Origin of the sequence: Marinobacter oulmenensis (genome assembly GCF_014201735.1) — a bacterium.
In the GTDB taxonomy this organism is placed as follows: domain Bacteria; phylum Pseudomonadota; class Gammaproteobacteria; order Pseudomonadales; family Oleiphilaceae; genus Marinobacter; species Marinobacter oulmenensis.
In genome coordinates, this window is record NZ_JACHFE010000005.1 from 59,184 (window position 1) to 79,765 (window position 20,582).

General features: G+C 59.1%; 23 protein-coding genes. 4 read left to right on the top strand and 19 right to left on the bottom strand.

Annotated features, from left to right (window positions below; translation table 11 throughout):
* The first annotated feature begins 79 nt into the window (after nt 1–79).
* Nucleotides 80–988 carry a LysR family transcriptional regulator gene (locus tag HNR38_RS10485; protein ID WP_183703552.1) on the top strand — a complete coding sequence of 303 codons (909 nt, stop codon included), beginning with the start codon at nt 80–82 and terminating at the stop codon, nt 986–988.
* On the opposite strand, the gene HNR38_RS10490 is transcribed toward HNR38_RS10485, so the two are convergent.
* Nucleotides 967–1,911 (bottom strand): EamA family transporter, encoded by a 945-nt coding sequence (locus HNR38_RS10490; RefSeq protein WP_221275767.1) that lies wholly within the window; start codon nt 1,909–1,911, stop codon nt 967–969. The genes HNR38_RS10485 and HNR38_RS10490 overlap by 22 nt on opposite strands.
* A gap of 46 nt (nt 1,912–1,957) precedes the next feature.
* A complete protein-coding gene (locus HNR38_RS10495; protein ID WP_343068288.1) occupies nt 1,958–2,878 on the bottom strand; it encodes a LysR family transcriptional regulator in 921 nt (306 codons plus the stop codon).
* Between the two features lie 149 nt (nt 2,879–3,027).
* Here HNR38_RS10495 and HNR38_RS10500 point away from each other — a divergent pair, with 149 nt between their 5' ends.
* Complete coding sequence (locus HNR38_RS10500; RefSeq protein WP_183703558.1) at nt 3,028–3,252, top strand: hypothetical protein; 225 nt, start codon at nt 3,028–3,030, stop codon at nt 3,250–3,252.
* A gap of 1 nt (nt 3,253) precedes the next feature.
* Here the strand turns inward: HNR38_RS10500 and HNR38_RS10505 are convergent, their stop codons facing one another.
* From HNR38_RS10505 to HNR38_RS10530, 6 genes are all read right to left on the bottom strand, one after another.
* A complete protein-coding gene (locus HNR38_RS10505) occupies nt 3,254–4,522 on the bottom strand; it encodes an MFS transporter (RefSeq protein ID WP_183703561.1) in 1,269 nt (422 codons plus the stop codon).
* Nucleotides 4,523–4,629: 107 nt separating this feature from the next.
* Nucleotides 4,630–5,298, bottom strand: coding sequence for a hexitol phosphatase HxpB (hxpB, locus tag HNR38_RS10510; protein ID WP_183703564.1), 669 nt, complete (start codon nt 5,296–5,298; stop codon nt 4,630–4,632).
* Nucleotides 5,299–5,326: 28 nt separating this feature from the next.
* Nucleotides 5,327–5,923: an O-methyltransferase gene (locus HNR38_RS10515; protein ID WP_183703567.1), complete on the bottom strand. Its 597-nt coding sequence runs from the start codon at nt 5,921–5,923 to the stop codon at nt 5,327–5,329.
* Entirely contained in the window at nt 5,907–6,203 is a 297-nt protein-coding gene (locus tag HNR38_RS10520; protein WP_183703571.1) for an antibiotic biosynthesis monooxygenase family protein, read from the bottom strand. The genes HNR38_RS10515 and HNR38_RS10520 overlap by 17 nt, the downstream gene beginning before the upstream one ends.
* An 18-nt stretch (nt 6,204–6,221) precedes the next feature.
* Complete coding sequence (locus tag HNR38_RS17510; RefSeq protein ID WP_183703574.1) at nt 6,222–6,644, bottom strand: LbetaH domain-containing protein; 423 nt, start codon at nt 6,642–6,644, stop codon at nt 6,222–6,224.
* 16 nt (nt 6,645–6,660) lie between these two features.
* Nucleotides 6,661–7,353 (bottom strand): LysE family translocator, encoded by a 693-nt coding sequence (locus tag HNR38_RS10530; RefSeq protein ID WP_221275768.1) that lies wholly within the window; start codon nt 7,351–7,353, stop codon nt 6,661–6,663.
* A gap of 182 nt (nt 7,354–7,535) precedes the next feature.
* On the opposite strand from HNR38_RS10530, the gene HNR38_RS10535 reads away from it, so the two are divergent.
* A complete protein-coding gene (locus HNR38_RS10535; protein WP_183703579.1) occupies nt 7,536–10,214 on the top strand; it encodes a DUF2339 domain-containing protein in 2,679 nt (892 codons plus the stop codon).
* An 18-nt stretch (nt 10,215–10,232) separates the two neighbouring features.
* On the opposite strand, the gene HNR38_RS10540 is transcribed toward HNR38_RS10535, so the two are convergent.
* The 4 genes from HNR38_RS10540 to HNR38_RS10555 form a co-directional block, all read right to left on the bottom strand.
* The gene (locus tag HNR38_RS10540; protein WP_183703582.1) at nt 10,233–11,705 is read right to left on the bottom strand and encodes a DASS family sodium-coupled anion symporter; all 1,473 of its coding nucleotides are present in this window, start codon (nt 11,703–11,705) and stop codon (nt 10,233–10,235) included.
* A 128-nt stretch (nt 11,706–11,833) separates the two neighbouring features.
* Nucleotides 11,834–12,985, bottom strand: a complete 1,152-nt coding sequence (locus tag HNR38_RS10545; protein WP_183703584.1) for a glycerate kinase — start codon at nt 12,983–12,985, stop codon at nt 11,834–11,836.
* A gap of 1 nt (nt 12,986) precedes the next feature.
* The gene (locus HNR38_RS10550) at nt 12,987–14,330 is read right to left on the bottom strand and encodes a GntP family permease (RefSeq protein ID WP_183703586.1); all 1,344 of its coding nucleotides are present in this window, start codon (nt 14,328–14,330) and stop codon (nt 12,987–12,989) included.
* A 144-nt stretch (nt 14,331–14,474) separates the two neighbouring features.
* Nucleotides 14,475–15,563, bottom strand: a complete 1,089-nt coding sequence (locus HNR38_RS10555) for a sugar diacid recognition domain-containing protein (RefSeq protein ID WP_183703589.1) — start codon at nt 15,561–15,563, stop codon at nt 14,475–14,477.
* 159 nt (nt 15,564–15,722) lie between these two features.
* Here HNR38_RS10555 and HNR38_RS10560 point away from each other — a divergent pair, with 159 nt between their 5' ends.
* Nucleotides 15,723–16,436 (top strand): SGNH/GDSL hydrolase family protein, encoded by a 714-nt coding sequence (locus HNR38_RS10560; protein WP_183703592.1) that lies wholly within the window; start codon nt 15,723–15,725, stop codon nt 16,434–16,436.
* Here the strand turns inward: HNR38_RS10560 and HNR38_RS10565 are convergent.
* From HNR38_RS10565 to HNR38_RS10595, 7 genes are all read right to left on the bottom strand, one after another.
* Entirely contained in the window at nt 16,433–16,879 is a 447-nt protein-coding gene (locus tag HNR38_RS10565) for a hypothetical protein (RefSeq protein WP_183703595.1), read from the bottom strand. The genes HNR38_RS10560 and HNR38_RS10565 overlap by 4 nt on opposite strands.
* A 10-nt stretch (nt 16,880–16,889) precedes the next feature.
* Complete coding sequence (locus HNR38_RS10570; protein WP_183703598.1) at nt 16,890–17,438, bottom strand: hypothetical protein; 549 nt, start codon at nt 17,436–17,438, stop codon at nt 16,890–16,892.
* A 32-nt stretch (nt 17,439–17,470) separates the two neighbouring features.
* On the bottom strand, nt 17,471–18,328 hold the full coding sequence (locus HNR38_RS10575; RefSeq protein WP_183703601.1) for a hypothetical protein: 858 nt from the start codon (nt 18,326–18,328) through the stop codon (nt 17,471–17,473).
* A gap of 202 nt (nt 18,329–18,530) precedes the next feature.
* On the bottom strand, nt 18,531–19,022 hold the full coding sequence (locus tag HNR38_RS10580) for a GNAT family N-acetyltransferase (protein ID WP_183703605.1): 492 nt from the start codon (nt 19,020–19,022) through the stop codon (nt 18,531–18,533).
* Between the two features lie 75 nt (nt 19,023–19,097).
* Nucleotides 19,098–19,643, bottom strand: coding sequence for a nucleotidyltransferase family protein (locus HNR38_RS10585; protein WP_183703608.1), 546 nt, complete (start codon nt 19,641–19,643; stop codon nt 19,098–19,100).
* A 59-nt stretch (nt 19,644–19,702) separates the two neighbouring features.
* A complete protein-coding gene (locus HNR38_RS10590; protein ID WP_183703611.1) occupies nt 19,703–20,116 on the bottom strand; it encodes a hypothetical protein in 414 nt (137 codons plus the stop codon).
* 97 nt (nt 20,117–20,213) lie between these two features.
* A complete protein-coding gene (locus tag HNR38_RS10595; RefSeq protein ID WP_183703614.1) occupies nt 20,214–20,546 on the bottom strand; it encodes a YnfA family protein in 333 nt (110 codons plus the stop codon).
* Nucleotides 20,547–20,582 lie beyond the last annotated feature (36 nt).

Genomic DNA, 20,582 nt, shown 5'->3' on the forward strand with positions numbered 1-20,582 from the left:
AAAGACTAAGATGCCTATTGTTGGATTATTATCAACGATTCATTGATAGTTGAATTGCAGGCCACCCGGGAGACTGACCTTGGACCGAATCGATGCCATGCGCGCCTTTGTGGCGGTGGTGAATGAGGGCACCTTTACCAGAGCTGCCGACCGGCTGGACCTGTCACCTCAACTGGTCAGCAAATACGTGTCGCAACTCGAGCAGCACCTGGGCGTGCGCCTGCTTAACCGCACCACCCGCAAGCTCCACCTGACCGAAGCGGGCAGCCGGTATCACCAGCGCGCCAGCCAGGTACTGGACGATATCGAGGATATGGAAAACCAACTGGGGGATCTGCAGACCGAAGCCCGGGGAAAACTGCGCATCAGCGCGCCGGTATCGTTTGCCACGCGGCACATGGCACCACTGCTGACAGACTTCCAGAACCGGCACCCCGCCGTGGACATTGATCTGCAACTGAACGACCGGAAAGTGGACATCGTCGAGGAGGGCTTCGATATTGCCCTGCGCATCGGTCACCTGAAAAGCTCGTCACTGATCGCCAGGCGCATCGCCCCGGTGCGACTGGTGATGTGCGCCTCGCCCGACTATCTGGCCCGGCACGGTACGCCCCGGAGTCCGGAAGACCTGCAACGCCATCGCTACCTCCGGTACAGCTACATCGACATGGACACCACCGGGCAGGAACACCACTGGCTGCAGGCTAACGGAGACCAACCCGGGGCCGATCTGGTCAGCAACAACGGCGATGTGCTGGTAGAAGCCGCCATCAACGGCGCCGGCATTGCGCTGCAACCCTCCTTCCTTGCCGGCCAGGCCATCCGGGAGGGAAAACTCAGGATTGTCCTGCCCGAGCACGAGCCTGCCCCCATGGCGCTGTATGCAGTTTATGCCCACCGACAGTTACTGGCCAGCAAGGTCCGCAGCTTTATCGACTTTCTCGACGGTTATTTCGGCGAACCACCCTACTGGGACCGGTTCGACTGAGCCGAACGGTGAACCGCCAGGATGCCGGCACAGACAATCAGGACAATACCGGTCAATGCCCGCAGGTTGAGTTCTTCCTGAAAAAGGACAAATCCCCAGATAGCCGCAAAGGCCACATAGGCAAAATCAAAGGTGGCCACGGTGGAGGAATGCCCGACCTGGTAGGCAATGGCGGCCCCGACACTGCCAACAATGATGGCCACTGAGAGCAGTCCGAGCGTGCCCCACTCAATCGGCCCCATGTCGGTCCAGGGCCCCCAAAGGAATGTCTGATCGCCCGAGCCATCGCCCACAAGGCCAAACACCACCAGGAAACCGGACACCAGAGCTCCGGCGAAAAGCATGGAGAGGTTCAGCCATGCCGAGAGCACCAGAACATTTTCGGTCCGGCAATGGGAACGGGTAAGAATCATCGCCAGTGCATACAGAACCGCCGCCAGCAGGGGCAACAGGGTAAACCCGTTGAAGCCTTCTGCTTCGGGCTGAAGAATCAGCCACATGCCCACAAACCCCAGAACAACACCGGCCCAACCGGACCGGCCGACCCTGTCCCCCAGGAAATACCCCGCAAACAGAGTGATGAACAGAGGCGACGTGTAGTAGGCCGCAGCGGCAATAGACAGATCAACGTGCGGTAGCGCAACATAATAGGTAACCCACATCAGGGTCAGCAGGACGCTGCGCAGAATCGTCCAGACAGGCTGGTGCGGCCAGATCGAGACCGCCCGGCGGCGAAGCCGGATGATGACGAACAAAACCGGCAGCACCAGAAGGGAACGAATCGTGAAGATCTGCCAGAGCGTGAAATCTGCGCTGAGCCCCTTGATGACGGCATCCCCCAGGGCCAGGGCAAACACCGTGACGACAATGACAAACACCGCCAGACGGGTGTTATCAGGCAGTGCCGGATGGGACGCTTTCACGGAGCCTTCTCCTTTTTTACCCCTGTCAACGAATGGCGAATGCCGGTTATCCGAGTGTGCGCCCGGCCAGACGTTGCGCCTGGGCACGGACCGCCCGGGTGAGGTAATCCATGAGCGCGTGGATACGCACCACGCCACGCAGGTCCGGGTGCATCAGGAACCAGAGGCCGTACTCAAGTTCGGGGATTGGATCACTGAGCTGGACGATGTCCGGGTCCTGATCCGCCAGGTAACACGGCAGCACCCCCAGCCCCATTTGGGCGCGGATGCCACTGAGTATGCCAACCAGCGTATCCACCCGATAAACACAGGCCGGTTTCAAGCCATTCTGATTCATCCACTGATCCACCGATGAATCCTGCAGGCGTGGCCCAGCCCCGATCCAGGGGAGATCGGCCAGAGTCTCAATCGGTGTTCCCGGAGTAAGCTTGAAACACCGGTGACCGTACACCGCCTGGCCAATCTGCGCCAGGGGTCGGCCGATCAGGTGTTCCGGAGGATGATTGGAGGGGCGGATGGCCACATCCGCCTCCCGCCGGGTCAGGTTGAACAACTGATTGGAGATGGCGACATCCAGAACAATACCCGAATACTGCTGCCGGAAATCGGTAAACAGAGGCGCCAGCAGCCCCATCAAAAGGGAATCCGTCGTGGTGGCCCAGATTTCCCCGGTCGGCTCCAGGTCCCGCCCGGCCACCTTGCGCTCGGCGGCCAGGGCGGCCTGATCCATCACCCGGGCCGTTTCCGCCAGTTCCTCACCAGCCAGCGTCGGCTGATACCCTTTGCGCTGGCGCTCGAACAAGGCAACACCCAGGCGCTGCTCAATATCCCCCAGGCGCCGAAAGACCGTGGCGTGGCTGACGCCGAGCTGACGCGAGGCACCCGAGAGCGAGCCCGAATCGGCAATGGCCAGAATCACCTCAAAGTCGTTCCAGGCCAGGTGGCTGCGTGTTTTGACGGTGGGCACCAAGGCTAATCGCTCCACTGACTTTTCATTTCTGCAAACTCATTTTTCACCCACAGGGAATAGTTTGCAGTATAGAACAGACATAGCATGAACCTGAACCCATTGAACAGCAACGGCGGTTACCGAACGCCTCGCAGTGGAGATCAGACATGCATGCTTCAGCACCAATCCAGCAGACTTACACCGACAACCGGCTGACGCGTGATGGCGCTGGCAGGAAAGAGCGCGATGTCAGGGGTCAGGACACGATTCCACGGCGCTACCGGGACGGCCGTGGCGGCATCAACCTTGAGCGGGTCCGGCAGGACCAACGCCGGGCTCGCCAACAGAGCATCCGGGCCATGATTCACTGGCTGCGTCACTGGCTCCGCTGAATCATTCCGGCCGTTCTTCCTCCGAAGGCTGAGAGAGGGGGTCCCCCTCCTCGTCCTGAAGCTGGTAATCGTAAGCGGCCTGCAACCCGGTTTCTTCCTCAACGTCTTCCTCTTCCTGATGATCGATATAGCGGGGATACAGGGGCGACAACAGGGCGACCAGGATGCCAACAGCGGAAAAAACGGCAAACGCATCGGCATAGCCGGCGACGTCCACCAACAGGCCGACCACCGGTGAGCCGGCGGCCTGGCCCAGTGACACGGCCATGAATGGCAGCACCGGCCCCATGGACAGGCGGCCGGGCAAAAGCCGGATGCCGGTCATCAGATACAGACCGGTCAGGCTCATGTAGGCCAGGCCGAACACCAGCGCGGAGAATACCGCAATAACCAGTTGGCCGGGGCTGGCCGCCAGCAGCGCGAGACTTGAGGCCAGCATCATCAGCATCAGCGCCTGGGTGATAGGTGGGTTGTTGCGATCCGCCAGATCCGCAACCACCGCGCCACCCAGGCCGGCAATGCCGACGCCCAGCCACAGCCAGCCGGTGTCACCGGCCGACAGGGAACCGAGTGTTGAGGCCAGGTCCGGCGCAAAAATCCAATAGGCGGAAGACACGAACCCCATGGCAAACGCGAACAGCGACAGCCGAAACAGCCGCCACCACTGCATCACGCTGATCGGTGGCAGGGCCGCATTGGCCGGCGTCACCCGCGACACGGAGGGAATAAAAGACCAGGTGGCGATCACGCCGATCACCGCCAGCGCCGCAAACACCATGTAGGTGTAACGCCACTCACCGGCAAGAAACAGCACCGTGGGCACAGACACGGCCACCCCGATACTGGTGCCGGCATTCATGACCGAACTCACCCGGCCATGCACCGAGCGGTCAACCAGCGCCTGCATGGCAGCGGTAAGCGCCGGCATCATCAGGCCGGTACAGATACCGCAGGCAACCACCCCGAGGCCAAGCGACACCGCACCCGAAGCCTGGCTGATCAGGCCCAGACCGGTCGCACCAAACGCGCCTGAAAGCATGGCGGTGTTACGTGCGCCCAGGCGTACCGACGCCAGAGGCGCCACCAGGTTGGCAAGCGCAAAGCTCAACAGGGGCAGGGCCCCGATCACCCCCACCATATAGGGTGTCAGCGCCAGATCCTCCCGGATGGGGGGCACAAACAGGCCAAACGCGAAACGGGCCAGGCCATAACTGATAGCGATCAGGGCAGCGCCGAGCAACGCAAACGTGGTGCTTGAGGGGAACTTCATGTCACCTCCTCCGGCCGATCTGTGAGCATGTGGGAGAACCGGGCGCGCAAGCCTAACGCTCACCCGTCTTTGTCTCAATCCTGATGGTCACTGTAGCAGCCGCAAGCTCAGATAGCGGCGTTCCGGAGGTGTTCAAGATGGCGGTGGGTAAAGGCGCCCAGATGCGGAAGGCGAAGGTGGGACAGGCCGTAACGGTCATCGGCAGACTGCGCAGCCGGAGGCAGGGCCACAGTTCGGATTCGGGCACGGGTGGCCGCCATAATGCCGGACAGGGAATCCTCAAAGGCAAGGCACTCAGCCGCCGTTACACCCAGTTTGTCCAGAGTGGCGAGATAGACAGCCGGATCCGGCTTACCTTCGGCCTCGTGCTCCGAGGAGGAAACCGCATGGAAATACTCAGTGATGCCCAGCCTGTCCAGCACCACGGGTATCAACTCGTAGGGCGCATTGGTGGCCAGCCCGATGCGGAAGTCCCGCTGCCGGAAGAAGTCCAGAATCTCCCGGACACCCGCCAGTGGCTGGCCCTGCTCCGCAATAAGCGTGGCGACCCGGTCTATCACCTCTCCTTCCACCTGCTCCAGACTCTTTCCGGACCAGGGATAATGGCTGAACCAGAATTCCGTCACCGCCCGGGTGGTCATTGAGGCGGTCATGGCCGACAGTTCCTCACTGACGTCGACCCCCACAGACGAAAACACCTGCCGTTCCGCCTCCTGCCACATGGGCTCGGAGTCAATCAGCGTGCCATCCATATCGAAAATTGCGGCTTTAAGCATTTGCCCCCAGGTTGCTCATTCGCACGATTCAACGACTCCTGCACGCCACGAACTCACCTTTGCCCACGGGGACGGTCACCACGGTAAACTCGCCGCTCTGAGTGATACATCGGACAAAAGGCGCCATCTCGGAGGCGTGGGATATCGCGTTATCACAGATCAGCAGGCCACCGGGCCTGACCCGGTCAATGATCCGGTCCGCCATTACCGCATAGCTGGAACGGTCAGCATCCAGAAACACCAGATCAAACTGGTCTTCACTCTGGCCAAGATAGGCGCTGGCGTCAGTCTGCAGCAGGGTGATCCGATGAGCCAGATTTGCCCGCCGGAAGTTGTCCGCAGCCTGCTGCACCTTGTGATCGGCCACTTCCAGCGTCGTAACATGCCCGTCTTCCGGCAACGCCGAGGCGAGCCAGAGCGTGGAATAGCCGTTGGAAGTGCCCACTTCAAGAATGTGCTTTACGCCAGCGGAGCGGATCATCACCGCCAGGAACTCCCCGGTGTCGCGGGTGATGTTGAGGTACCTGAACGCCCGGCGATCCTCGGCGGCGTCGTTTTTCTCCCCCAGTCGCTCCAGCTCGGCAAGGAGCCCGCTCAGCTCTGACGTGTCACCGTGTGAAGTCATCCACTTCCTCATACACCGTGGCCGAGATACGTTCGCCAAGTTCGCGCATGCCGGTCATCTGAGACGGGTTCGCCGCGCCCCAGAAAGCTTCCCAGCTTGCCATCGAATCCCACTTGGCGATGGTGAGCACTTCGGTCCGGTCATCGGGGCTGCGGAGCATGAAACTGCCAAGCGCGCCCGGAACGGTTTCATGGATCTGATTGGTGGTGCGGGTCCACATGGCCTGGAAGCGATCAAAATCCTCCTCCTTGACCCGCCACCGGTATACAACCCGAATCATGGTCATTCTCCTCCCTGATTATTCGTCGTCGGCATCGATTTCCCGGATGAATCTGGCTGGCACTCCACCAACGATCGTCCCGGCCGCGACGTCCGATGTGACCACCGCACCGGCGGCAATGACAGCATCGTCTCCGATGGTGATACCGCCCTGATCCTGAAACTTGCAGCCTGAGTTGATGAAGACCGTTTTCCCGACGGTAATGTTCTTGCCAAAGTCCGAATTGAACGGCGGGAACAACATGAAGGTGTCGTCCACCGGCTTGCCGATCAGACTGGAAAACAGCCGTCTCACCTCCTCGGGCGTGTGATAGGCGTTGTTCAGTTCGGCGGCAATACGCATGGCCTCGTTGCTGTACTCCACCAGCAACTGGTGCGCGGAATCCCCGGCCTCGACAGGCAGGCCCGCGTTGAAGTGATCCAGTAAGTCTTTCAATAACATCTGCTTTAGTCTTCTGTTATCCGCTGGCCCTTGTCGTATTGGACAACAACACGCCGGCCGACACAAACACACCGCCCGTAATCCGGTTAAACCACCGCGCTCGCCCTTCTTGCATCAACCATTCCGTTGAGCGCCGGCCAAGGTACGAATAGAACATCAGCCAGGAAAGCTCCAGGGCAACGAAGGTACCCGCCAGAATGGCGTACTGAATCAACAGGGATTCCTCAGGGTTGATGAACTGGGGGAAAAGCGCGGTAAAGAAGACGATGGCTTTCGGGTTACTCGCCCCGACCAGAAAGCCACTGGCATAATCCGAAAATGGCGAATGGACAGTCTTGCCTTCGGTTTCCGGTGACTGAAATCCCGTATCTTTTGAGGTTAGGGCCCGAATGCCCAAATAGACCAGATAAGCAGAACCAAGCCACTTAATCACCTCAAAAATCACCTCCGAGCGGGCAATGATCACTCCCAGGCCCGTAAACGATAGCGTCAGTATCACGTATATAGCGCTCAGACTTCCCAAAGCCGCCAACACCGACGACCTGAACCCTCGCGTGACCGACTTGCTCACACACAACAGAACACTGGGCCCCGGCGAGGCCGTCAAAACCAGAACAGCAACCACATAATAGAACCAGAGTTGTATTTCCACGGAGCCCCCGTCATGAAAACCATTGATCACGCAGCCACTTGATAAGCTGAACGCCATTCCGCAACGATGCCCGGCAAACACCTGTCACAATGAGCCAGGATTTAAATAGCAAGCGTATTGTCTCCCAGTTCGAGGGTAAAACACCAACCTCATAAAGCCGGGTGTCATTCTTTTCCTGGCGTACACACTGCCCGGGAACTTGCGGTACACTGCCTACCCGACTGACAGGGAGTGTGACCATGGAAGGTATTGCTGTTTTTGCCATTGTTCTATTTGGCATCATAATACCGGGATCGATTCTGGGATGGATCGCCTTTTTTCGCCAACGTGAGTTGCGCGACCAGATCGCGGCTTTGCAGGCGCAGTTGAAGGAACCCGACCACGATCGCGTTGCCACTCGATCGCAACCTCTCGGGCAACCCGCCAACGATTCACCTTCCCCGGAAACCACTGTCAGCGCATTCCAGCCGGAAGAAAGCCCGCCCCCCGAACATGTGCCGGAGCCGCCACAACCTGCGGCCGACAAGCCGGTTTACGCCGCGTATGAGCCGGAGACCACTGAGGCCGACGGCGCCGAGACTGAAACCCTGGCGGATTACGCGCCCTGGCTCGCCCACATGAAAGAAAACTGGATGGTGTGGCTGGGTGGCGTGAGCGTCGGCCTGTCGGGTATTTTCCTGGTCAAATATTCGATCGACGCCGGGCTGCTCGGGCCAACCACCCGCATCGCACTCGCCATCCTGTTTGGTCTGGCTTTCCATGGTGTGGCGCTCTGGAAGCGACGCCAGCTGGAGCACTACAACGACGTGCTGGCCGCGCTGGCCGGTGGCGCAAGCATTATCCTGTACGCCGCACTGCTGGCTGCGCTCCATCTTTATCACCTGTGGCCGGCCGGGCTGATCTTCAGTCTGTTGCTTGTGGTGTCCCTGGTCACCATGGGCCTGTCACTGATCCATGGCCCGGTACTGGCCGCCCTCGGCATGCTGGGCGCCTATGTGGTTCCGATACTGGTCGACACCGGCAGCCAGAACATGCTCGGAGCCTTGATCTACAGCCTGGTGATCACGGGCTCGTCACTGGCACTGCTGCGCTATGTCTATCGCAACTGGCTGTGGCTGGGCATCATGGCGGGCGCCGCAGGCTGGTGGGCCCTGTCATTCACCGCGCCTGTCGAGCCCTCGATACAGCTCATCTATCTGGCGCTGGTCACCTATGGTTTCCTGGCCATCCCCGGCTCCGACTGGCGCCTGGTCAACAGCCAGGTGAAGGAAGAGCCGCCCCTGATGGCCTGCTGCCACCAGAACATGTTCGCTTCCACTCTCACGCGGAACTTCTATACGCTGGTAACCTTCGTTGCCGCCGCCGGTCTGAGCATCGCAGTATCTCAACCTTCACCGGTGATCGCTTTGTCGATCCTGCCTGCACTCGTTCTCTGGGTCTGCCGTCATCATCCCGGGTTCAGCCTGATCGCCTGGCCGACGTTCGCTGTAACGGCCATCGGCATACTGGTATCAGCACTGGCTTCGGATACCAGCGTACATGTGCGCCACCTGTCCTCGGGTGAAGCCACCCTGTTCGCCGGAGCACTGGCTGTTCTGGTCGGCCTGTTCACCCCGGGTGCCCTGTGGAACATAAAAGTCAGCGAGCACAAAGGGTACTGGTCCTCCCTGGCGTTTCTGGCGCCGGTGGTGGCCCTGTCCATTGCCTATATCGGACTGACGGACATGGACACACACTGGCAGTGGGCCGCTGCCATGCTGGTGTTGGGCGCGGCCTATCTTTCTATTGCGAACCGGCAGACAGCTAAAGAGGTTCCGGCTTCGGTCACCGCAGCGCTGGTCATCAGTGCTCACCTGGCCTACTCACTGGCGGCGGTCATGGTGCTGCGGGAAGCAACCCTTACCCTGGCGCTGGCTCTTCAGGTCGTCACCCTGTCCCGGCTCCACCAACGGTTTGCCCTCCCGGTGCTGCCTTACCTGATAAAACTGGTACTGGGTATCGTCATCGTACGGCTGACCATGAATCCATGGCTGCTGAGCTACCCCACCGATTTCCACTGGAGCCTGTGGGTGTGCGGGGGCTCCGCCCTGGTGGTTTGGGTGGCCGCCTACTTCACGCGGCCGGACGATCCCCTGCGCCAGTGGTTGCAGGGCGCAAGCCTGCACCTGCTGGCGCTGACACTGATCTACGAAACCCGCTACCAGTTGTACGACGGTGACATCTTCCGCCACACCTATAGCTACCTGGAAGCGGCCCTCAATATGGCGGCCGCGGGCCTGGTTGGGAACGTCTACCTGTACCGGGCCAGAGCATCACACCACCTTCAGAAGTACTATCGGGTTTGTGGGCACCTGCTGCTCGCTGTCGCCGGCCTGACCTATGTGGGTGCTTTGTTGCTGTTAAAGAACCCGCTCTGGGAGCCGGCCGCTATTTCCTCCATGCCCATCTTTAACAGCCTGCTGCTCGCCTATGGGCTGCCGGTGGTTCTTGCTGCCATCAGCTATTTCCTGCTGGAAGGCCAGCTTCGCAAAATTGCTGCGGCCAGCGCCGGGGCCGCCCTGCTGTATTTCGTGTCCATTGAGATCCATCACCTGTGGCAGGGAGAGCTGAGCATCCACAACGTCATCAGTGATGGCGAACACTACACCTATTCCATGGTATGGCTGCTGATGTCGGTGGCCGGCACCATTGCCGGCATCCGGTTCCAGACCCAACGGCTCTACCGGGCCGCAATGCTGTTGCTGATGCTGGTGATCGCCAAGATCTTCCTGTTTGATATGTCCGACGTGACCGGGCTGTGGCGTGTTGCCTCATTCATGGGGCTGGGGCTTTGTCTGCTGGGGCTGGCCTATATCCACCAGATCATCCGGAAAAACCTGCAACCCGCCCCGACACAGCTGGAGGGCGGGCTGGAGTAATCCAGAGGGCTACGGTGATTACCAGTAGCCCAGGATTTTCCACCACAGGCCACCGACGACCACCCAGATCAGGAGGTTGACCAGGCTCATCACGAAACCGGCCTTCCACCACTCACCCAGGCCGACGTACCCGGAGCCAAAGATCACCGGAGAGGTACCGGTGGCATAATGGGTCAGTGTCATCATGATGGAGGAGGTGGCTGCCATCATCAGCACAAATGCCATGGGCGGCGCGCCCAGGCCCAGGCCAACCACTAGGAATGCGCCCATCATCGCGGTGATGTGCGCCGTAGTGCTGGCGAAGAAGTAGTGGGAATAGAGGAACACTAGCACCAGAAGGGCGGTGGAGGCCGGCCAGCCAAGGCCGGTGCTGACAATGCCCTGCTGAATGGCCCCGGAGAACCAGTCAATCACACCCAGCGTGTTCAACTGGGTGGCCATCATCACCAGTGCACCAAACCAGACCAGCGTATCCCAGGCGCTCTTTTCAGCGAGCACATCCTTCCAGTTCAGCACGCCGGTCACCAGTAGGATGGACAGGCCGACAAACGCGGTGGTGGTGGAATTCAGTTTGAAGGCATCGCCCAGGATCCAGGCCGGCACATCCGCCCACAGCAATAGCAGCACCAGAAACACCCCAAGCATGATGCCCTCATCCCGGGTCAGTTTGCCCAGCTTGTCCAGACGTTCACGGGCGAAATTGACGGCATCCGGAGTGGATTTGATCTCCGGGGGGTACATCAGATAGATCACCAGTGGCATAAGGGCGATGGCCACCAGCCCTGGCAGCAGCATGGCCAGTGCCCAGGTCGTCCAGCTCAGACTGATCGCAGCGCCGGTGGCATCCGCGATCAGCTTGACCGTCAGCGGGTTGGGCGCCGTGGCCGTAATGAACATCGCCGAGGTGATCGGATTGGAATGGTAATTCACCAGCGCCAGGTACTTGCCGATCCGGTTGGTGTTGTCATTATCCGGTGTGCAGCCAAAACTCTTGGCGATGGACAGCATGATCGGGTGGATGATGGCACCACCGCGGGCGGTATTGCTGGGCGTTACCGGCGCAATCACCAGTTCCGAAAGGGCCAGGCCGTAACCAATGCCAATCGTCCGTTTGCCGAACAGGGCGATAAAGTAGTAGCCGATACGTTCGCCCAGACCGGTCTTGATCAGGCCACGGGAAATCATGATGGCCACGGCAATCAGCCAGATCAATGAGTTACTGAAACTACCCAGGGCATCGCGGATGGCAGTGCCGGGGTTATCACTGGTCACACCGCTGACCGCCACCACCGTGATTGCCACAACCGACACGGCCCCGATTGGCATGGCCTTGCCGATGATGGCGGCGATGGTCGCCACGAAGATAGCCAGCATCAGCCAGCCCTGGGAAGACACACCTTCCGGCGTGGGAAGGAATCCGATCACGATCCCGATGGCGATCGCGATGAGAGCGGGAATCAGACGGAAATCACTTGTCGCAGTCGGTTTCACGAACAGTCCTTATCGGTTTGGGCAGGGGCTGCCACGCCATTCCAATGGCCTGGAACAGGTGGGGACCCTTTCAGACTATGTGCCGACGACCGGGACTGTAAATGATCCGGGACAGTTCCCGGAGACAGTCAAGTACCTGAATGCCCTCTGTCGATGAGTACTTCAGCCAGGCGCGCCAACTGCTCCGATGTTGTCACAAGGTTGTTTTCAGCCTCGTGAATCGCCTCAGCCAGGGACACAGGCGCGGGCGTAATGGAGAAGGCGGCCGTCAGGCCGGCTTCGTGGAGAGCGCTCAGGTCATCCCCCACGCGCCCCGCCAGCCCCACCACCGGAATCCCGGACTGCCGGGCCAGCGCTGCAACGCCAACTGGCGTCTTGCCGGAGGAACTCTGGCTGTCGATGGCACCCTCTGCGGTAATCACCAGATCAGTACCGCCCAGTTGTTGCGCCAGGCCGACCGCATCCATGATCAGCTCGATACCGGGCCGGGCCTTGGCGCCAAGAATGCCCACCGTCATCCCGCCGATACCACCCGCCGCGCCGCTACCGGCGAAAGAGTGGATATCATGGCCGGACTGTCCGGCAATGGTGGCGAAATGGCCCAGCGCCTCATCCAGAACGTCAACCTGTGCCGGCGTCGCTCCTTTCTGGGGCCCGAACACGGCCGCAGCCCCCTCGGCACCGAGTAACGGGCTGGAGACATCACAGGCTACCGTCAGCTCGATGCCTTCAAGCTTCTCAAGCGCGGGTGCGGCATCCAGGCTGGCCAGTTGCAGCAAACCCTCACCACCGGGAGGGATGTCCTGCCCAGCGGCGTCCAGCAACCGGGCACCCAGGGCACGAAGAATGCCCGCACCGCCGTCGGTGGTGGCACTGCCACCCAGACACAGAATCAGTTTCCGGGGCCGGTGCGCAACCGCAGCGTTGATCAGTTCGCCGGTGCCATAGCTGGTGGCGCGCATGGCATCGCGGCTATCGGCCGTTACCCGTTGCAGGCCACTGGCTTCAGCCACTTCGATGATGACCGTCTCGCCGTCACCGACAAGCCCATAGCTTGCGCAGACTTCCTCGCCCAGCGGGCCGGTCACACTCACCTCATGCAAACGACCGCCCAGGGAATCCACAAGGGCAGCCGTGCTGCCCTCGCCCCCATCGGCCAGAGGCACCTGCACCAACTCGTGGTGCGGTGCTCCACGCTGCCAGCCGCGGGCAATAGCCGCTGCGACAGACTTGGCACTGAGGCATTCCTTGAAAGAATCCGGAGCGATCACAACCCGCATATCAGAGCGCCACCAGTGAAACCAGCCAGACACAGGCGATGGTGACCAGGCCCATGATCAGCGTTGCCGTGGTATGGGACTTGTAGGCGGTGGCCACGCTCATTTTGCTGAACTGGGAAACCACCCAGAAGTAGCTGTCGTTGGCGTGGGACACGGTCATTGCACCGGCACCAATGGCCATCACCGCCAGCACGCGGCCCAGTTCGCTATCCAGCCCAAGCTGGGTAAGCAGTGGCGCAACCAGTGCCGAGGTGGTCACCAACGCTACGGTTGAAGAGCCCTGCGCCGACTTCAGGGAAGCGGCCACCAGGAACGGCATGATCACGCTCAATCCCAGGGTTGAGAGAGTGTCACCCAGATAATCGCCCAGCGGCGTCTGCGCCAGCACGCTACCGAAGGCACCGCCAGCACCAGTGATCAGGATAATGGGCGCGGACACTTCCAGGCCCTTTTTGGTATGGCGGGAAAACTCTTCCAGCTTGCCTTCACCTTTGAGCAGGAAGGCCGCAAAACCCAGGCCGATCATCAGGGCGTTCAGCGGTTTGCCAAGGAAGTTGAGCAGTTCGAACACCATGCCCTGCCCCAGCGGGGAGGTCGGGTAGCTGGCAATGGAGCCCAGGCAGATCAGGATGATGGGTACGAAAATCGGGGCAAATGCCGCCATCGGAGAAGGCAGTTCACCATAGTGCTCCCGGGCTTCCTGGAAGGCTTCTTCAGCCTGCTCAAGCTCCGTACTCGGCAGGTTCCGACACCGGGCCGCCCAGAACAGGCCGGCCGCCGCCGCAATAATCGCGAACACAAAACCGACACCGATAACCAGCCCCAGGTTGTTCTCCAGCCCCAGGTTACCGGCTGCGGCAATCGGACCGGGTGTGGGCGGAACCAGCGTATGGGTCGCAAACAGCCCCGTGGACAATGCCACCGTCATGGACACCGGCGAGACCGACAGGGAGCGGGCCATGGAGCGCTTGAGACTGTTGAGAATCACAAAGCCGGAGTCACAGAACACCGGAATGGATACGATAAAGCCGACCAGTGACATGGTCAGGGTCGGAAACCGGCCGCCGAGCAACTTGATGATGCTTTCGGCCATAACGATCGCGGCGCCCGTGCGCTCGAGAATCACACCGATGATCGTACCCAGCACAATGACCAGGCCGATGTAACCAAGAATGTTGCCAAAACCGCCACGGATGGTGGATTCAATCGAATCGAGCGGCAGACCAAAGGCAAAAGCGGCCAGAAACGAAGCCAGTAGCAGCGTAATGAAAGGGTTCAGCTTGAGCTTGCTGGTCGCCAGAACGATAAACACGATCAGCGCCACCAGAATAAGGACCAGGTGCATGAGACTCTCCTATGAACGGTATTGTTTTAGGAATGGAGCGTAGAAGGACAGTTTAGGAGCTACACCCAACAACGTCGTCAGACGGATTGACAAAAAATGGGGCAGAATAAGCCAATATTTTATGGGAGCGCACAAAAACAGTGCTCAGTATGCGCACAGCGCCAACTGCAGTATGAAAAGGTCCTGCAGGGAAAAGGGCGACAAGCCGGTAATCGATTGCACCTTTTGGAGGCGATAGCGCACCGTATTGGCGTGCAAGTGAAGCTCATCGGCGCAACGCTGGATCTGCCCGTCACACTCAATCAGCCGGCGGAGGGTTTTCAGGTACAGCTCTCCCTGGCGCTGCCTCAGCAGGGCGGTGACCGGTGCCTGAATCTCATCATGCTGCCAGGCAGGGGACAGACTATGCCAGAGCGCCGCCACCCGGAAATCACCGTAATAGAGAATCTGCCGGCTTGGCGCCTTGCGCCGGCCCACCGCCAGGGTCGCCCTGGCCGACTGGTAGCCCATCTGGAAACGGCCGGAGAAAACCTGCCCAATGGCCAGAAAGAGGTCCTCACGCGGCGGCAGATTCAGCAGGCGCCTCACCTCTTCCGGGGTGGGCGGCGCCTCCCCGGTTTCATGGAACAGCAGCAACTGGAAAGGGGACAGACGAACGGCAATCACCGCCTTCTGCCGCTGCTCGATCATTGGCACCAGCGGCACCAGCACCTGATCCACCGCCTCCTGGGTGGTTGCCTCAAGAATCATGGCGACACGATGGTGATGGGCATCGATGCCCAACTGCTCAAACCACTGGGCTGGCACCGGCTTGCCCTCGCAGGCTGCCATCAGGGTATCCTCAACCTGGCGCCGGCGATGCTGGCCGGCCTCTATAAGCGCGGCCTGCTCCAGCATCAGTTCTGCGGTCATACAGACCAGATCCGCGAACTGCCCGACCTCATCCGGGATACCGGAAATGCCCACCACGGCAGCCAACTCGCCATTCACGGTCACCGGCAGGTTCACGCCGGGCCGCACACCCGGATAACCGTCAGCATCGCCGACATCAATCACCAGAGCCTGGCCACGCTCGGCCACCAGCCGGGCCGCCTCATGCTGGCAGCCGACCCGGGTTGAATCCCCCGAGGCAATGATCAACCCGCCCGGGCTCATCACATTCACGGAATGGCCGATGGCGAGCATCGTGCGCTCCACAATCCGCTGCGCCGTTAGCTGATCAAGTACGAGCACCTGTTGCGTTCCAGATAAAATTGAGTGATGGCCGAACCATAACCCTGCTGGGCCGTCCCGAACAGTGTTTATGCGCACCAAATGCGCAAAAAACGTGATGGGCGCAGGCAACAGGTTGGCGTATGGTAAGTGTCGTCATTGCCAACCCGGAGCCTGCCCATGCACCTGCCCTTCTGGCTGACCACCGCCCTGCTGTTCCCGCTGATTGCCTATCAGGGCCGGCGTGTGCGCCGCACAACGCCCAGGCTGCCGGAAGCGGGCGGCCCGTCCTCCGGCCAATATGGCGAGGGGCAGCCCGCAACGACGCTTCTGGTCATTGGCGAATCCACCGCCGCTGGCGTGGGCGCCGAAACCCATGATCAGGGGCTGGCCAGCCAACTGGCCCGACACCTTCACCAACGCACCGGGCAGACCGTAGCCTGGCATACTTTCGGTATCAACGGCATTCGCCTGGGCGGGCTGATCAAACGCCTGGCAAACGCCGAGCTGCCCGACGCGGATAGGGTATTACTCAGTATGGGAGTGAACGACACCACCGGCTTCACGCCCCGGCATCGTTTTCACCAGCAACTCATCGACCTGCAACAGCAACTGGCCAGCCGATACCCGGCGCCGCTGTACCTGATCAGCGTGCCCCCGATGCACCGGTTCACCGCCCTGCCTGTGCCCCTGCGCCACATCATGGGCTGGCGAGCCCGGCAGTTGGACCAGATATACAGCCAACTGGCGAAAGACTGCCCGGGCAAATTCCAACACCTGACCTACCCCACCGTCACAGACCCGCACCTGCTGGCCAGCGACGGCTATCACCCGGGGCCGGAGGGTTATGCCTATATCGGTGAGATGTTGAGTAACGAGTTTCCCGGCCACTAGAACTCTTCGATATCACTCGGCGTGATCTTTACACGGTAAGTCTGTGGATCAGCAGACAATGAAGCATTATTTGCCAGTGCTTCTTCAGTATATTTTCTAAACTGGAATTCTATGGTTGCCGAATCCATACGATCATCCGGGACCCACTCAATATTCGTTATTTCTCCTTTTTTTGCGAGCTCATACCTATTGATCTCCGGGTACTCATCGTATGTCGAAACGGTCAAAAAGTATTGGTACTGGCATACACCATGGGTTTCTACAAAACAGTCTTCGCCGTAGACAGGCGACTGATATAACCGGATGAATAATGACTTATCAATGTCTGGAGAAAAGCTATTGAGCTCCTGAATCTGGCCATATGAAGCAGCTTTGGAAAACTCCGAGTTGTATGAAACACAAGAAGTTAACAGTGTGATAACAAAAAATAGTAACAACCTCATCAGAATCTTCCTAGTTAACCGAAATGTGAATATGATCTTTATGGCCTCCAACGCTGTATGGTTGCCCCAATTTCTTTTGAAAAAAAGGGCCAAAGTTCTCTCTTTTCTTTGGGAAGGTCTCAAATTTAGATTGTATAGCGTCAGTTATCGCTTTAACACTTGGATTTGAAGGATAAAAAACAGACATTTTCATTCCATTTATTCTCGATATATCCACAGCTTTTCCATTGCCTTGCACATGGCGACTCGGAAATTTATGCTGATCATTAGCAGAGGAAATGAAAACTCTATTTAATTTATGGCCAGAAGAAATGTCAGTATGCAGAATATGTTTGAGAGCATTGATGATCTTTTCATCTACGCTTCTATTAACATTTGAAGAAAACTCAACAACTACACCGTTGACCTTCCCTGGAATTGCTGGCATGTAAACCTCCTTATTCAGTAGCCAACGACCTGACGAACAGTTCAGTCCCGAACCATTCATAAGCCTGATTCTCTCACTTTTATTAATATCGCGGAAGCCAATGACGGTCACTTCTCTGCGATAGCTGCTCATCTTGCAGGCTATCCCCAAAACACAAGACCACCTTACGGCTGCAGAATCGCCTCATGCCAGTACCGATCCGGGACCTCATTGAGGATGAGGCGGTCGTCCGGCGTTTTCAGCCGGATCACTTGGCGGCTATCCATGTCAGCCAGTTCCAGGGTTTTTCGGATGACCGGGTGGCTCTCGAAAAACGCCATGAAGCTGCCGTTGGCGTATGCATTGGCCAGCCCCTGGTACAGAATGCGTTGCAGGTCCTGGCGGTCTGCGGGAACGTAGAGAAAGTAGTCAAAACGGAACGCCAGCGCCACCCCGGGCAGGATGGCGAAACGGTCACGGTGGCGGGCCTCCAGTTCATCGAAGACTTCGTGAACGCCCCGGTGAAAAATATCAAACCGTTCCCAGGTCAGCATGGCCCAGAGATTCTGGTAGTGGCCAAGCTCCAGCGACAGACCATTGTCCCGCAGGATGCTGTTTTCCTGCCATCGGTAGCCGGAACCAATCTGAAAATTGCGCAGTTCGCTGAGCGTATCAATGTGTGACAGCTCATGGAGCCTGTCCTGCTTGACCACCAGCAACCGATAGCCCAGCAGGCCCCGGGTCAGCGGGATGGTTACCGGCGCCAGAACACCTTCGAGTTCCGGCTCATACCCGCTGAGCACAAGATTGATGCCCTGCTCGCCATCAATCACCATCTGGCGCCATCGCTGGGCCGAAACAACGGGTAGCGGGACCACTTCCAGGCGATGGTCACCCTCCGCGTTATCCAAAGCCAGGCGTATCACCGCCAGCTCGTACTCAAATCCATGGGTGGCAGGTACACCAAACCGGAACACTTCAGCGTGAGCACTCAAGCTGGCCGTGAGCATCATCAGGATCATAACCAGCGTTTTGGCCATCATTGCATTGAACCTGGACGGAAGGGTGCCTTGCTGCACTCTTTTTGTGTTTTCTGCGGCCGTCGCCGGGCCGGGAGCGAGAGCCCGGACACGCCACCCTTTAAACAGTATAGGTCAGCGACATGACGTTAACTGTCAAGAAATGTACGGCAATAGGGGCAGGATAGGCGGCCAAGGTATCGCCGGTGAGCAGGAGGGTATCTGGCTAGGCTGCCGAAACCCGCAATCCCAGAATGGTCAGTGAGTACTCTCTTTCATCCATACAGGCGACATCCGGCAACTCGCCCCATGTCTGAAAGCCAAACTTTTCAAACAAGCGGATCGATTCAGCGTTATGACTGAATACAAACGCCACAAGGTTGTGTAGCCCCAGGGATGGCGCCCTGTCGATGGCTTCCTGAAGCATGCGAGAACCAAGACCGGTGCCACGATACGCCGGGTCCAGATAGATGCTCAGCTCCGCCGTTGCCCCATAGGCCGGGCGGCCGTAGAAATCCTCAAAACCTAGCCAGCCGATCACCCGCCCTTTATCCTCCTCCACCAGCAGCGGGCGGCGATCAGGATTGTGCCTGTCGAACCAGCCCTGTCGTTGCTCCACGGTGACCGCCTGGGTATCCGCCGTCGCCTTACGGCCGGCAATAGTGGAGTTGTAGATGTCGACGATCCGGGGAAGATCCTTTGGATTGGCGATTCGCATGGTTCGTTATCCAGAATAAGACAAATGACACCGGGCACTGGGTCACCAATGCAGCCCGGCTACTGCGAGGTCTGGTCAGGATCTGACTCTCAATCCCGGCCAGATCTTCAGCCACTGCTTGGCGGCCAGGCGATCACCGAAGGCCTGGGGCTTTGGCCTTTTCGTGTTCAGTGTCACTGTGAACTTGAACAGGGCGTCGAAGCCGAACGGCGACACCAGCACAACCTCGCCGCTATCGCTCAAAGCCGCGCCAACCGCCGTTTCCACTTCCACCCAGTAGCTCATGGCATCCAAGGTTGAGCGGTAGGGCTCATCACCGTTGCGCTTGTGCATCCGGGCCTGGTTCTTCACCGACCAGGGCGCATCCATGGCGCGGGCAAGCTGGCGCTCCAGATCCCGGTCCCGGCTTTCAGAGGCGTCGAACGGATCAAAGTAAATCAGGTCAATATCGTTCAGGGCGGTGGCTCGTGAAAAACCATGCACATGATCCCAGACCAGATTGCGTACGAAACCCGCCGCAAGGCACCAGTCCGGCAAGCCCAGACTGGCAGCGGCGAAAAGCGCCTGCATCCGGTAGGAATCGCTGGCAATCCACTGTCTGATTCTGGCTTCGGAGTTCATCGAACTGGCTCATGCCCTTGTATGACAGCCCCATGGGGAATGCTCCGGAAACGTTCCGGCTACGCCATTATATCGATCTTTGCAGGCAGGTAGGAGCCGTCGATCTGTTTAAGGTTTTCCAGTACTTTTTCCAAAGCCGACGTATCCTCGCCGCGACTCGCTTTGAATTCCATGCTCTTTTCGACCTGTCCCAACAGATCGACACGATGGCTCCCGATGGATTCCGAGTCGTATTTATATTGCCCCAGAGTGTTCATAGGAATAAAGGGAACCACATCCAGAAGCTCCGTTTTCCCGGATTTTATCAGCGTATTGATCTCATCGATTGAGACATTGCGAAGGTCCGTTGGCGCCGAACCCCGCCCGCCACTCTCCGGGAGACCGGACGGCCCCGTCTTCTCAGTCTGCGGCAAGGCGTTGCCGCTAGCGGTGCTGGGTGCGGAATAACCCGGCCCTAAAGGTGCGATATTCATGGTCAACCTCCTTGATGCCCTGGCATTGCCAGTACAAAGCAAGGAGTGCGCCAGCCATCAAATCAGGACAAGGCCGGGCGCAGGCGCTGAATGTTGATTATGCGGAGCGTGGCGCAAACATGATGATCGCCATACCCAACAATGCGACCGCCGAACCCACCATATCCCAGAGCGTAGGCCGGATGCCATCGACCGCCCACAGCCACAGGATGGCCATAAAAATGTACACACCCCCGTAGGCAGCGTAGACCCTACCGGCCGCGGTGGGATGCAGCGACAGCAACCAGGCAAATGCAGCAAGGCTCAAGGCACCGGGCACCAGAAGCCAGATGGTTTTGCCCTCGCGCAGCCAGAGGTAAGGCAGGTAACACCCCACAATCTCAGCCAGAGCGGTGATCACGAAAAGAGCGATGGTTTTCAGTTCAGGCAAGGGGATTGGCCTCTGATGATGGCTCGGACATCGCGC